Below are 12,376 nucleotides of genomic sequence, written 5' to 3' on the forward strand. Positions count from 1 at the left end.
AGTTGAGAAATCTTGTAATGAATATTTCTGTAAATAAGAATGAAGATGAATTTTTTTCACCTGTCTTAAAAAAGTTTTATAACACAATAGTAAATAATGGTGTAGATCCTGAGACTGCCAATTAAATTATTTAAAAAAATGAATAGTAAAATAAACTTAGAAGAAAAAGATACAGATACTATCGAGAAAATAGTAAGATTTAATTTAGCTGAATGCTTAGGAAGTCCTGGACCTATTATAGTAAATGAGGAGCAAAAAGTTATTTTCTTTATTGGCCCAACAGGTGTAGGTAAAACAACTACTCTAGCTAAAATAGCTGCAAATTTTGTTTTAAAAAACAAATATGACATTGGTTTAATTACCTCAGATACATATAGGATTGCTGCAGTAGAGCAATTAAAAATTTATAGTGATATTTTGCAATTGCCATTAGAAATAGCTTATAATAAAGAAGAGATGATTAAGGGAATTGATCATTTTCAAAATAAAGATATTATTTTAGTAGATACTGCTGGAAGAAATCATAACGACTTAGGACAAGTAGAAGAATTAAAAGAGATACTGAATACGGTTAAAAAAAAGGAAGTATTTTTATTAGTTAGTGCAACTACTGACTATAAGGTATTGGAATCAGTAATAGATAAATATAACTTTTTAGATGAATACAAATTAATTATTACTAAAATTGATGAAGCCGAAAACTACGGGAATATTTTAAATATTAAACATATTGCGAATAAAGAGCTTTCATATTTTACGACAGGTCAGAATGTTCCAGATGACATTCAAATCATTGATGTTGAAAATATTGTTAAAAAACTCATTGAGGAGAATAACAATGATTGATCAGGCAGAAAAACTAAGAAAAATTATGCAATCAAGAGATATAAGAAATGAAAGAGAACCATTAACTGAAAATAAAGCAAAGGTTATTGCAATATCTAGTGGTAAAGGTGGGGTGGGTAAGACCAATTTCGCTATAAATTTTTCTATATCTCTTAGAAGACTAGGTTATGAAGTCGTAGTGATTGATGCTGACATTGGATTAAGTAATATTGAAATACTAGCTGGTCTCAATGTTAACAATACCATATCAGATATAATATTTTCAGATAAAGATATATTTGAAATAATGACTGATGGTCCAGAAGGGATTAAGATTATTTCTGGCGGTTCTGGATTGAAAGAGTTGAGATTACTTAAAGATGATAATTTTCCAAAGTTAATTCAAGAAATAGAAAAGTTACAAACGGCTACAGATTATATTATAATTGATACAGGAGCTGGAATTTCTAATTCTGTGACTGATTTTATTATGACTTCTAATGAGTTAATTGTTATTTGTACTCCAGATCCAACTTCACTTATGGACTCTTATACACTAATAAAATCAATAAATTATTCTGGATTTGCAGGCAAAATAAATGTTGTTTGTAATTTAGTTAATAATAGAAATGAGGGCAAGGAAATTTATGATAAATTAAGTAATGCAGCAAATAATTTTCTAAGAGTTCAAATTAATTATTTAGGGTATATAGAAAAAAATGACCTAGTTAATTTTGCCGTAAGAAATCAAATACCGTTTATAATTTCACATCCAAATAGTCCCATTTCTAAGAGAATAAATATAATGGCTATGGGGTTTTTAGGAAATGAATCTCTAAAAACTGAAAGCGATAAGACAAGCTTTGCCAAAAGAATATTAGATGTTTTTTTCAAGAGAGGTGATTAAGTGAGTTTCACATTTGATTCTTTAAATATAGGTGCGAAGATTGAAATTATAAAAATAAATGATAAAGAAGAAATCTCATATCCATCACAGGTTTTAGATATAATTAAACCTAAAGAATTAATAATTAGCGGTCCAATTAAGCAGAATAATTTAGTTTTTATACACAAGGATGAGCATATAAGAGTTTCATATAATGTTGAAAACAAAGGAAATTATTATTTTACTGCTAAGGTTTTATCTAGAAATTATTCTTCTATATATACTTTACACATAAAAAAAATATCTGAAATTAATAAAATTCAATTAAGAAACCATTATAGGCTTTTGACTACATTAAGTGTATATAAAGAACATTTAACAGTTGAAGGCGATAATGTTGAAACACTAATTGAAACATGTGATACTAAAGATATTTCAGGCGGTGGAATGAAACTTTATTGTAATTACGAACATAAAGTAAGAGATGAGATAATTTGTTCATTTAAAATAGGTGATCATTTAATAAAATCTAAAGCCTTAGTTGTAAGAACAGAAGAAATCAATAGTTTTAATTATAGATTTAGTATTGGGGTTTCATTTTTAGAGATGAGAGAAGAGGATAGAGAAGTGATCATCAAATATATTTTTGAAAAACAAAGAATCTTAAGATTAAAAGGGCTGATATAGATGATAAAAGTTTTAATAGTAGATGATTCTGCTTTAATTAGAAAAATATTAACAGACATACTTAGTTCAGATACTGAAATATCTGTTGTAGGTACTGCTAGAAATGGACAAGAGGCCTTAGATAAGATAGAAATCTTAAAACCCGATATAGTAACTTTAGATATTGAGATGCCTTTAATGGATGGCTTAACAACTTTAAGACATATTGTATCTAAGTATAAACTACCTGTTATAATGATTAGTTCTCTAACTTCTGAAGGGGCAGAGCTTACATTAAAAGCACTGGATGAAGGTGCAGTTGATTTTTTACCTAAGCCTACAAATATTTTTAGTTTAAGTCAAGCGGATATAAAAAGAGAAATTGTAGAAAAAGTCAAGGCTGGTGCAAAGTCAAAATTTTATATTAAGGAAACTGTTAAAAAAACAACTACAGTAAAAGTGGATAGGTTAAATATAACTTATGAAGGATTTCAAAATATTATAGCTGTCGGGACTTCAACAGGTGGTCCAAGAGCTTTACAATCTTTGATTTCAGAGTTACCTAGTGATATTAATGCTTCTATCCTTATAGTACAACATATGCCACCTAAATTTACGAAGTCTTTAGCTGATAGATTAAATTCCATTTCTAATATTAAAATTAAAGAAGCTGAAGATGGAGATGTATTATCAAGAGGATGTGGTTATATCGCACCAGGAGATTATCACATGACAGTGGTTAAAGAGTCTAATGACCTTGTAATAAGATTAAATCAAGAACCTCAGGTTATGGGGTTAAGACCAACTGTTGATAAGATGATGGAGTCAGTAGCTAAAATCAGTGGATACTCAAAAATAGGTGTTATTTTGACAGGTATGGGATCTGATGGAACAAACGGTATAATGAAAATGAGACAATCTGGTAGCTATACTATAGCCCAAGATGAAGCAACCTCAGTTGTATATGGTATGCCTAAGTCGGCTATCGCTACAAATTGTATAGATATAATATTGCCTCTAGACAAAATTGCAAATAAAATAATAAATAAAGTGGGGGTGTAGTCATGGATTTAGATATTAGTCAATATATAAATATATTTGTTGAAGAAGCAAAAGAACATTTACAAAATATGAATGATGTTTTATTAGAATTAGAAAAAAATCCTTCTCACTTGGGACATATAAATGAGATTTTTAGGGTAGCTCACACAATTAAAGGTATGTCTGGGACTATGGGATTTCATAATATGGCTAATTTAACTCATGAGATGGAAAATGTTTTGCAAGCTGCAAGAAATAATGATATAGAGCTTTCAGAAAATATAATTGATATTTTATTTGAATGCTTTGATGCGTTAGATTCTTCAGTAAGTCATATTATAGATTTCGGAACAGAAGAAGATGATAATAACCAGATAATAATAAATAAATTAACAAATTTATTAAATGAAGAAAAAAATGGAAAACATGAAAATATCCCTGTTGATGATTTAAAGATTGATAATTTTGTTTTAGAAGCCGTAAATAAAGCAAAAAAAGAAGGTTTGAATATATACAGAATAGATTTTGTTTTAAGTGAATCATGTATGTTAAAATCTGCAAGAGCTTTTATTATATTTAATACTTTAGAAACCTTTGGAGAAATTATTTATTCTAATCCGTCTGTTGAAGATATTGAAGATGAGAAATTTGATTTAAAGTTTTCTGTTCTTTTAGTAAGTGATAATGATAAATCAATTATATTAAGTGAATTAAATCAGATATCGGAAATAGAAAACATTACTTTAACAGATTCTGAGGATAATAATTCTAATAAGATAATTGAGCCAAAAGAATCAGAAATACCTACTGATTCAAATATTATAATGGATGAAGTTAATGTTAAAAGTGAGAAGACAACTCAAACTCACTCTGGTAAAGTTGGAAAGACTGTTAGAGTTGATATCGACCGATTAGATAATCTAATGAACCTAGTCAGTGAACTAATAATAATCAAGACTAGGATGGATGATTTAAGTGAAAAGACAACTGGCGAAAATATGACAGAAGCTATTGAATATTTAGAACGAATAACCACTAATTTACACGATGCGGTTATGAAAGTTAGAATGGTGCCGATAGAAAGAGTTTTTAATAGATTCCCAAGGTTAGTAAGAGATTTATCTAAAGAATTAGGAAAAGAAATAGATTTACAAATGAGTGGAGAAGAAACTGAAGTAGATAGAACAGTTATTGATGAAATTGGAGACCCTTTAATTCATATGATTAGAAATTCAATAGATCATGGGATTGAGCTACCAGCAGACAGAATTAAGATTGGGAAGCCTGAAGTGGGAACCGTTGTACTTAAGTCCTATCCAGATGGAAACAATGTAGTAATCGAGGTAGAAGACGATGGAAGAGGCATGGATCATAATTTAATTAAGAGAAAGGCAGTTGAAAAAGGAATATTAGATGAAAGAGAAGCTGAAAATTTATCAATAGAGGATAGTATTAATTTACTATTTGAACCTGGATTTAGTACAGCTGAGACCATTTCAGATGTTTCAGGAAGAGGGGTTGGACTTGATGTTGTTAAATCTAAAATCGAATCAATAAATGGAAATATAGAAATTGAGAGTGTAAAGGATAAGGGTACTAAGTTTATAATTAGAATTCCATTGACATTGGCTATAATTCAGGCATTACTAATAAAATTAAATGATGAAATATATGCGATTCCTTTGAGTTCTATTACGGAGATTATTAATATTTCTAATGATCAAATAAGAGATGTGCAAGGACAAGAGATTGTATTATATAGAGGCATGACTTTACCAATTATAAGATTAAAAGACATACTAGGTATAGATGATAATAGAGAGAGTGAAGATTTAGTAGTTGTCGTAGTAAAAAAGGGAGATAAACAAGCAGGTTTAATTGTAGATAACCTAATAGGTCAGCAAGAAATTGTTATTAAAGGATTAGGAAAATATTTAGGAGGAGTAAAATATTTATCTGGTGCTACAATCCTTGGTAATGGTAATATTTCATTAATTCTAGACATTAATTCACTAATATAAGGGGGAATCAACATGTCTGAGGTAATAGACAATAAATATGTAGTATTTAAACTAGACAAAGAATATTATGGAATTCCTATTAACAAAGTAATTTCTATAGAGAAAATGCAAGAAACAACAAGAATACCTAATGGTCCTATACATGTTAAAGGAGTTATTAATTTAAGGGGCGAGGTTATTTGTCTAATTGATTTAAGGCTAAAGCTTGATATGGAACCTAAAGAAATAGATAATAACTCTCGTATAATAATTGTTTCACATGATGAGATAATAGCAGGTTTAATTGTAGATTCTTCATCTGAGGTAATAGAAATAGCTAAAGAAAACATTGATAATCCACCTACTTCTTCTGAAAATGAAAACTTATCTTATATACAAGGAATCGGTAAGGTTAAGGATAGATTGATAATATTACTTGAATTATCAAAAGTCCTTGAGTATTAGAGGTGTAATAATATGACAATCAATGTTGATAATTTAAATAATTTTATGATAGATGTACTTAAAGAATTAGGAAATATTGGGGCTGGGAATGCTGCTACTGCTCTAGCAAATATGATATCTAAGAAAATCGATATGAAGGTTCCTAATGTTCGTATAATGGAGTTTAGAGATGTAGCTGAGATATTAGGAGGAGAAGAAAACTTAGTAATTGGAATTTATTTTGAATTAATGGAAGATATCGTTGGTAATATGATGTTTGCCTTAGATATAAATTCTGCTATAAATTTGACTAATATGTTATATAATCGTGAAAAAGAAGGTAAGGAACTTGATGAAATGGATATATCTGCATTATCTGAGGTAGGGAATATTATCGCTTCTTCATATGCAAATTCACTCTCTTCACTTACTGGATTAAAAATGTATATATCTGTTCCATCAATTTCAATTGATATGGCAGGTGCTATCCTTAGTGTGCCAGCTATACAATATGGACATGTTTCAGATCATGCTTTGATGATAGAAACAATTTTCGAAGAAGAACAAAATCTTGTTGCTGGAAATTTATTTTTTCTTCCAGACTTATCTTCTTTCGATAAAATATTATTAGCGTTAGGGGTAAAATAGGATGAATGTTAAAACTATAAAAGTTGGAATGGCCGATCTCAACGCAACAAAATCACCTAACTTCTTAACTACTTTAGGCTTAGGATCTTGTGTAGGGATCACATTATATGATAAAGTCAATAAAATTGCTGGCTTAGCTCATATTATGTTACCTTCTAGTAAAGAAATAAAAAACAATGAAAATAAAGCAAAGTTTGCAGATACTGGAATTGAAGAGTTAGTAGAAGTCATGATAAAGATAGGTGGAGATAGAAATAATTTTGTAGCTAAAATAGCCAGAGGATCCCAAATGTTTAACTTTAATTCTAGCAATGATATTTTAAAAATTGGTGAAAGGAATGTAATTGCTACTAAAACAAAGCTTAAGGAGTTAAATATAAAAATTATTTCTGAAGACACTGGAGGAAATTTCGGTAGAACAATAATATTAAATGCTAATGATGGTTCATTACAAGTCAGGACTATTGGCCATGGAGAAAAAACAATATAATTTCCATGGGGGGAAATCAAATGAATATTGAGAACTTATGGATAAAATATACTGATACTAAAGATAAAGAATTAAAAAAAGAGTTAATAGAATATTATATAAGTTTAGTTAAAATTGTTGCAGGAAGAATGTATAATTTTTATGGAAGTAAAATTGAATATGATGATTTATTAGGATATGGTGTACTAGGGTTAATAGACAGTATTGATAAATTTGACATAACCAAAAATATTAAATTTGAAACTTATGCTCAAATAAGAATAAAAGGGGCTATAATTGATAATATTAGAAAATTAGATTGGATACCTAGGTCATTGCGAAAAAAATCTAAGGATGTGCAAAACTCCATATCTTTTCTCGAAAATAAACTTGGAAGAAGCCCCAAAAATGAAGAAATTGCAAAACATTTAAAAATTTCACTAAGTGAGTTAGAATTATTATTATCTGATATATCAACTTTTAATGTTTCTTCATTAGAAGAAGTCCTGTTAACAAAAGGGGATTATTCTTCTGAAATTCAACAGGATATAGGAACACCAGAAGATATTTATGAAGGAAAAGAAATAAAGGAGATTTTATCAACTTCAATTGATGCCTTAAATAAAAATGAAAGACTAGTAATTTCCTTATATTATTACGAAGAATTAACTTATAAAGAAATAGGACATGTTATGGAACTATCAGAATCCAGAATTTCACAAATACATAGCAAAGCTATTTTAAAAATTAAAATTTTTTTAGAAAAAGAAGGAATAGTTAAAGGATCATAGGGGGTGGAGTATGTATAATATCGGTAATGACATAGTGCTTGAAATTAGTAGAGATGGGTTATATGGCTATATTACTATATTAAAATATGAAGGTGAAGATCAAGATTATATTCAGATTGATAATAAGGATTTATTAAATGAAATAAAAAAACATATAAAATATGGCTTAAAAGAAAGTCTATTACAGAATCTTTTAGATAATAGAATCACTGGAGAGAAGTTTTGCATAGCTGAAGGGAAAGTACCAATACCAGGAAAGGATGGAAGTATCAAATATCATTTTGATATGGAAAAACCTTTATTACCTAAATTAAATGATGATGGGACAGTGGACTATAGAGAGCTAGATTCTATTAATACAGTTAACAAAGAAGATGTCTTAGCTGAGATTATACCTCCAACCGATGGAGAAGAAGGAAAAAAAGTTAATGGAGATACAATACCATATGCTAAAGGCAGGGTGCCAAAATTTAAATATGGAAAAAATGTTAAAGTATCGTTAGATGGTATATTTTTGATTTCAGAAAGTAACGGATTAGTTGAATTAAAGAATGGTAAGGTAAGTGTTTCTGAAGTACTGTCAGTGGAAAATATTGATAATAGTACAGGTAATATAAATTTTGATGGAAATGTAATTGTGAATAAAGACATTCTCAATGGTTTTACCTTAAGGGCAGGAGGTTCTGTTGAAGTAAAGGGTGCAGTAGAGGGAGGACTAATTGAGTCTAATGGAGATGTTTTAATACGACAAGGAATTCAAGGATACAATAGATTAACAATTAATACTACGGGAAACTTATCTACTAAGTTTATTGAAAATTCTGTTGTCAATGCTGGATCCAATATAACAGCAGAAGCTATTATGCATAGTAATGTGTCTTCCAAGTCTAACATTCTTGTTCTTGGAAAAAAAGGATTAATTGTTGGTGGTGTTTGTAAAGCTAAGTATGAAATCAGAGCTAGAATCATTGGTTCTACAATGGCAACGACAACAGTCTTGGAAGTAGGTATTGATCCAGATGTCAAGCAAAGACATGATGAATTAGACGAAAAATTTAAAACATCTAAAGAGAATCTTGAAAAAATAGATCAGTCTTTAAAAGTATTGGAGGTATTAAAGAGATCAAATAAACTTGATGTAAGGAAAGAAGAGTTATACAATGAACTCAGCAAAGCCCAATTAACCCTAAGTTTAGAAATTAGTAAAGTAGAAAGAGAATTAATTGAAGTAAAAAATCAAATGAATACTTTATCTAGGGGACAGATAAAAGTTGCTGATACCATTTATCCAGGTGTTAAAATTATTATAGGAAATAGTTTTTTGTATATAAGAGATGAAATGAAAAGATGTACATTCTATAAAGAAGATGGAGATATAAGGATTGGACCATATTAAGAGGTGATAATATGTCTATTAAACCTATTGATTACAATGTTATGCTTCCAAAAACTCAAGAAGTATCAAGTGCAAAGTATATAGAAAATATTAAAAACAAAAATATTGTAGAAAGTGGATTTATTCAACAGGAAAAAATCATAAACAAAAACAAGAAAAAAGTCATGGATACAGATAAGAGTAACAAATCGAGAATTACTGATGATAATAGATCAAATAAACAAGGATATTCACGGAAAAAGGACAATAAAAAATCTGAAAAATCTACTAATAAGAAAATAAATACTAAAAATATAGGAAATAATATCGATATACGTATATAATAGAGGTGTAAGATGATAACTATCATTTTAAATATAATTGGATTAATTTTAATTATTTATTCAATTTATATTATAAGAAAGGATTTGACAAATCATAATACTGCAGTTAATGATTTAAATCAAATTGAAGAAAGGGTAAAGGAATATTATAATCTTACTGAGGAAATAATTGAAGAATTTGATGAAATAATTGATTCTAAATTAGAAATGATAAATAAAAAAAATGAGAAGATACATAATGAACAATTAAATTCTATCATTAATAGTGATAATAATCTTTTAAGTAATGACAGCTCAGATATGGTCAGCATAAATTCAAGCTCTATCCATAAAAATGTCGTTGAGCTAAAAAAAATTGGATTAACAAATGAAGAGATCGCAAAAAAATTGAATAAAGGTATTAGAGAGGTTGAAATTATACTAAAAATGTACGAGAATATAAAAAGCTTACATTGAATCATTAACGCATGAAAGAAATGTTTCATAAAATCTAATCAGGTCAAAGTTATATTATGATTATAAAAAATAGACAATTTTATGTAAAAATGATTGCTTTAAGAATTATGGTATGTTATACTACTATAGTGATTACACACATTCCTTGATATTTGAGGCAGTGCCTGATGGTTCCTCTAATATATGAAAGGGATGGAGGAAAAAAACTTGGAGGTGAATAGTATGTCAGTAATTACAATGAAAGGTTTATTAGAAGCAGGAGTTCATTTTGGACATCAGACTAGAAGATGGAATCCCAAAATGGCACAGTATATTTTTACTGAAAGAAATGGAATCTACATTATTGACTTACAAAAAACAGTTAAGAAGGTAGAAGAGGCTTATGATTTTATTAAGGAAGCTATTGCAGATGGAGGCGAAGTTTTATTTGTAGGTACAAAGAAACAAGCTCAAGAAGCTATTGAGAGCGAAGCCAAAAGATGTAATATGCATTTTGTAAATCAAAGATGGCTTGGTGGTATGTTAACAAACTATAAAACTATCAGAAATAGGGTTGACAGACTTCATGAATTAGCTAAAATGGAAGAAGAAGGTATTTTTGAACTTTTACCTAAAAAAGAAGTTATCAAATTAAGACATGAAGCAGAAAGACTAGAAAAATTCCTTGGTGGAATTAAAAATATGAATAGAATACCAGATGTTCTGTTTGTTGTAGATCCAAGAAAAGAAAGAATTGCAGTAAAAGAAGCTCAAATTCTTGGAATTCCTGTTGTTGCTATAGTGGATACTAACTGTGATCCAGACGAAGTTAATTATGTTATCCCTGGTAACGATGATGCTATAAGAGCTGTTAAACTACTAACAGAAACTATGGCTAATGCAGTTTTAGAAGGAAAGCAAGGGGAACAAATAGAAAATATAGAAGAGTAAATAAAAGGGTAAGGGTTTAAAAGGGGCGGTCCCTTCTACTCTTACCATTTTTAACAATATAGGAGGGATAGAATGAATATAAGTGCTTCAATAGTAAAAGATTTGAGAGAGAGAACAGGCGCTGGAATGATGGATTGTAAAAATGCTTTAGTAGAAACAAATGGAGATATAGAAAAAGCTATCGACCTATTAAGAGAAAAAGGATTATCAAAAGCTGCAAAAAAATCAGGAAGAATCGCAGCTGAAGGCCTAGTAGAGGCATATATCCATAGTGGTAGAATAGGTGTTTTAGTAGAAGTTAACTCTGAAACAGATTTCGTTGCTAAGACTGAGGAATTTAAACAATTTGTTAAGGATATAGCTATGCAAATTGCTGCTTCAAATCCTAAATATGTATCAAGAGAAGAAGTATCTGAAGAAGAAATAGCCAGAGAAAGAGAAGTACTTACCCAACAAGCGATTAATGAAGGTAAACCAGAGCATGTAGCTGCTAAAATAGTTGAGGGTAGATTAGAAAAATTCTTTGAACAAATATGTCTACTAGACCAAAACTTCATAAAGGATCCAGATGTTAAGATTAGAGATTTACTAAATGAGAAAATCGCTAAAATAGGTGAGAATCTAAAGATTAGAAGATTTGCAAGATTTGAAGTAGGCGAAGGAATTGAAAAGAAAGAAGAAAACTTTGCTGATGAAGTTGCAAAGCAAATTAATATGTAATTAAATGGAGAACATACATTTGTTCTCCATTTAAATAACACTATACTTGACATTAGGAGTGAATTAGATGGACCCAATATTTAAGAGAGTCGTCTTAAAGATAAGTGGTGAAGTCCTCTCCGGTCCTAAGGGTGCTGGAATTGATATAGATATGATTAATCAAATATCTATGGAAGTCAAAGAATTACACAACTTGGGTGTACAAGTATCTATTGTAGTAGGTGGAGGAAATTTTTGGCGTGGAAGATCAACTAAAGAAATGGATAGAACCACATCTGACTATATAGGAATGCTTGGAACAGTAATGAATGCACTTGCATTACAAGACTCCCTAGAACAATTAGGTGTAGACACAAGAGTACAATCTGCAATAGAGATGAGACAGATAGCTGAGCCTTACATAAGAAGAAAAGCTGTTAGGCATTTAGAAAAGGGGAGAGTAGTGATATTTGCTGCGGGAACAGGTAATCCCTATTTTTCAACTGATACTACGGCTGCTCTTAGGGCTGCTGAAATAGAGGCAGAGGTAATATTGCTAGCTAAAAAAGGTGTAGATGGAGTTTATGACTCAGATCCAAATGTGAATTGCAATGCAAAGAAGTTTGATACATTGAAATATATTGATATTTTAAACTTAGGGCTTGGTATAATGGATTCAACTGCAACTTCATTATGTATGGATAATAAGATTCCCCTAATTGTATTTGGCATTGATGAACCAAATAATATTATTAATGTTGTTTTAGGTAAAAAAATTGGAACACATGTAAAGGAGGATTAA

The 12,376-nt window shown here is 29.5% G+C and carries 16 protein-coding genes; all 16 read left to right on the forward strand.

Annotated features, from left to right (window positions below; genetic code table 11):
* The first annotated feature begins 2 nt into the window (after positions 1 to 2).
* Positions 3 to 125 (forward strand): hypothetical protein, encoded by a 123-nt coding sequence (locus CIW83_RS24270; RefSeq protein WP_255374299.1) that lies wholly within the window; start codon positions 3 to 5, stop codon positions 123 to 125.
* A gap of 13 nt (positions 126 to 138) precedes the next feature.
* Positions 139 to 846: a 50S ribosome-binding GTPase gene (locus CIW83_RS06835; protein WP_094900096.1), complete on the forward strand. Its 708-nt coding sequence runs from the start codon at positions 139 to 141 to the stop codon at positions 844 to 846.
* Positions 839 to 1,732 (forward strand): MinD/ParA family protein, encoded by an 894-nt coding sequence (locus tag CIW83_RS06840; RefSeq protein ID WP_094900097.1) that lies wholly within the window; start codon positions 839 to 841, stop codon positions 1,730 to 1,732. The genes CIW83_RS06835 and CIW83_RS06840 overlap by 8 nt, the downstream gene beginning before the upstream one ends.
* Positions 1,733 to 2,398, forward strand: coding sequence for a flagellar brake protein (locus CIW83_RS06845; RefSeq protein WP_094900098.1), 666 nt, complete (start codon positions 1,733 to 1,735; stop codon positions 2,396 to 2,398).
* Positions 2,399 to 3,439 carry a chemotaxis response regulator protein-glutamate methylesterase gene (locus CIW83_RS06850; RefSeq protein ID WP_094900099.1) on the forward strand — a complete coding sequence of 347 codons (1,041 nt, stop codon included), beginning with the start codon at positions 2,399 to 2,401 and terminating at the stop codon, positions 3,437 to 3,439.
* Positions 3,440 to 3,441: 2 nt separating this feature from the next.
* On the forward strand, positions 3,442 to 5,439 hold the full coding sequence (locus CIW83_RS06855) for a chemotaxis protein CheA (protein ID WP_094900100.1): 1,998 nt from the start codon (positions 3,442 to 3,444) through the stop codon (positions 5,437 to 5,439).
* A gap of 12 nt (positions 5,440 to 5,451) precedes the next feature.
* On the forward strand, positions 5,452 to 5,883 hold the full coding sequence (locus tag CIW83_RS06860; RefSeq protein ID WP_094900101.1) for a chemotaxis protein CheW: 432 nt from the start codon (positions 5,452 to 5,454) through the stop codon (positions 5,881 to 5,883).
* 12 nt (positions 5,884 to 5,895) lie between these two features.
* A complete protein-coding gene (locus CIW83_RS06865) occupies positions 5,896 to 6,510 on the forward strand; it encodes a chemotaxis protein CheC (protein WP_201259712.1) in 615 nt (204 codons plus the stop codon).
* 1 nt (position 6,511) lies between these two features.
* Positions 6,512 to 7,000 (forward strand): chemotaxis protein CheD, encoded by a 489-nt coding sequence (locus tag CIW83_RS06870; RefSeq protein ID WP_094900102.1) that lies wholly within the window; start codon positions 6,512 to 6,514, stop codon positions 6,998 to 7,000.
* A gap of 20 nt (positions 7,001 to 7,020) precedes the next feature.
* Positions 7,021 to 7,770, forward strand: a complete 750-nt coding sequence (locus tag CIW83_RS06875) for a sigma-70 family RNA polymerase sigma factor (RefSeq protein WP_094900103.1) — start codon at positions 7,021 to 7,023, stop codon at positions 7,768 to 7,770.
* Positions 7,771 to 7,780: 10 nt separating this feature from the next.
* Positions 7,781 to 9,166: a DUF342 domain-containing protein gene (locus CIW83_RS06880; RefSeq protein ID WP_094900104.1), complete on the forward strand. Its 1,386-nt coding sequence runs from the start codon at positions 7,781 to 7,783 to the stop codon at positions 9,164 to 9,166.
* Between the two features lie 11 nt (positions 9,167 to 9,177).
* The gene (locus tag CIW83_RS06885) at positions 9,178 to 9,489 is read left to right on the forward strand and encodes a hypothetical protein (RefSeq protein ID WP_094900105.1); all 312 of its coding nucleotides are present in this window, start codon (positions 9,178 to 9,180) and stop codon (positions 9,487 to 9,489) included.
* Between the two features lie 12 nt (positions 9,490 to 9,501).
* On the forward strand, positions 9,502 to 9,945 hold the full coding sequence (locus CIW83_RS06890) for a hypothetical protein (protein WP_094900106.1): 444 nt from the start codon (positions 9,502 to 9,504) through the stop codon (positions 9,943 to 9,945).
* Positions 9,946 to 10,167: 222 nt separating this feature from the next.
* The gene (gene rpsB / locus CIW83_RS06895; protein WP_094900107.1) at positions 10,168 to 10,875 is read left to right on the forward strand and encodes a 30S ribosomal protein S2; all 708 of its coding nucleotides are present in this window, start codon (positions 10,168 to 10,170) and stop codon (positions 10,873 to 10,875) included.
* Positions 10,876 to 10,947: 72 nt separating this feature from the next.
* Positions 10,948 to 11,595, forward strand: a complete 648-nt coding sequence (tsf, locus tag CIW83_RS06900; RefSeq protein ID WP_094900108.1) for a translation elongation factor Ts — start codon at positions 10,948 to 10,950, stop codon at positions 11,593 to 11,595.
* 67 nt (positions 11,596 to 11,662) lie between these two features.
* The gene (gene pyrH / locus CIW83_RS06905; protein WP_094900109.1) at positions 11,663 to 12,376 is read left to right on the forward strand and encodes a UMP kinase; all 714 of its coding nucleotides are present in this window, start codon (positions 11,663 to 11,665) and stop codon (positions 12,374 to 12,376) included.

Source organism: Tissierella sp. P1 (assembly GCF_002266425.1).
Taxonomy (GTDB): Bacteria; Bacillota; Clostridia; order Tissierellales; family Tissierellaceae; genus Tissierella; species Tissierella carlieri.

Coding starts and splice junctions, on each gene's coding strand:
- CIW83_RS06835 (WP_094900096.1), top strand. CDS start 139: ATGAATAGTAAAATAAACTTAGAAGAAAAAGATACAGATACTATCGAG.
- CIW83_RS06840 (WP_094900097.1), top strand. CDS start 839: ATGATTGATCAGGCAGAAAAACTAAGAAAAATTATGCAATCAAGAGAT.
- CIW83_RS06850 (WP_094900099.1), top strand. CDS start 2,399: ATGATAAAAGTTTTAATAGTAGATGATTCTGCTTTAATTAGAAAAATA.
- CIW83_RS06855 (WP_094900100.1), top strand. CDS start 3,442: ATGGATTTAGATATTAGTCAATATATAAATATATTTGTTGAAGAAGCA.
- CIW83_RS06860 (WP_094900101.1), top strand. CDS start 5,452: ATGTCTGAGGTAATAGACAATAAATATGTAGTATTTAAACTAGACAAA.
- CIW83_RS06865 (WP_201259712.1), top strand. CDS start 5,896: ATGACAATCAATGTTGATAATTTAAATAATTTTATGATAGATGTACTT.
- CIW83_RS06870 (WP_094900102.1), top strand. CDS start 6,512: ATGAATGTTAAAACTATAAAAGTTGGAATGGCCGATCTCAACGCAACA.
- CIW83_RS06875 (WP_094900103.1), top strand. CDS start 7,021: ATGAATATTGAGAACTTATGGATAAAATATACTGATACTAAAGATAAA.
- CIW83_RS06880 (WP_094900104.1), top strand. CDS start 7,781: ATGTATAATATCGGTAATGACATAGTGCTTGAAATTAGTAGAGATGGG.
- CIW83_RS06885 (WP_094900105.1), top strand. CDS start 9,178: ATGTCTATTAAACCTATTGATTACAATGTTATGCTTCCAAAAACTCAA.
- CIW83_RS06890 (WP_094900106.1), top strand. CDS start 9,502: ATGATAACTATCATTTTAAATATAATTGGATTAATTTTAATTATTTAT.
- rpsB (WP_094900107.1), top strand. CDS start 10,168: ATGTCAGTAATTACAATGAAAGGTTTATTAGAAGCAGGAGTTCATTTT.
- tsf (WP_094900108.1), top strand. CDS start 10,948: ATGAATATAAGTGCTTCAATAGTAAAAGATTTGAGAGAGAGAACAGGC.
- pyrH (WP_094900109.1), top strand. CDS start 11,663: ATGGACCCAATATTTAAGAGAGTCGTCTTAAAGATAAGTGGTGAAGTC.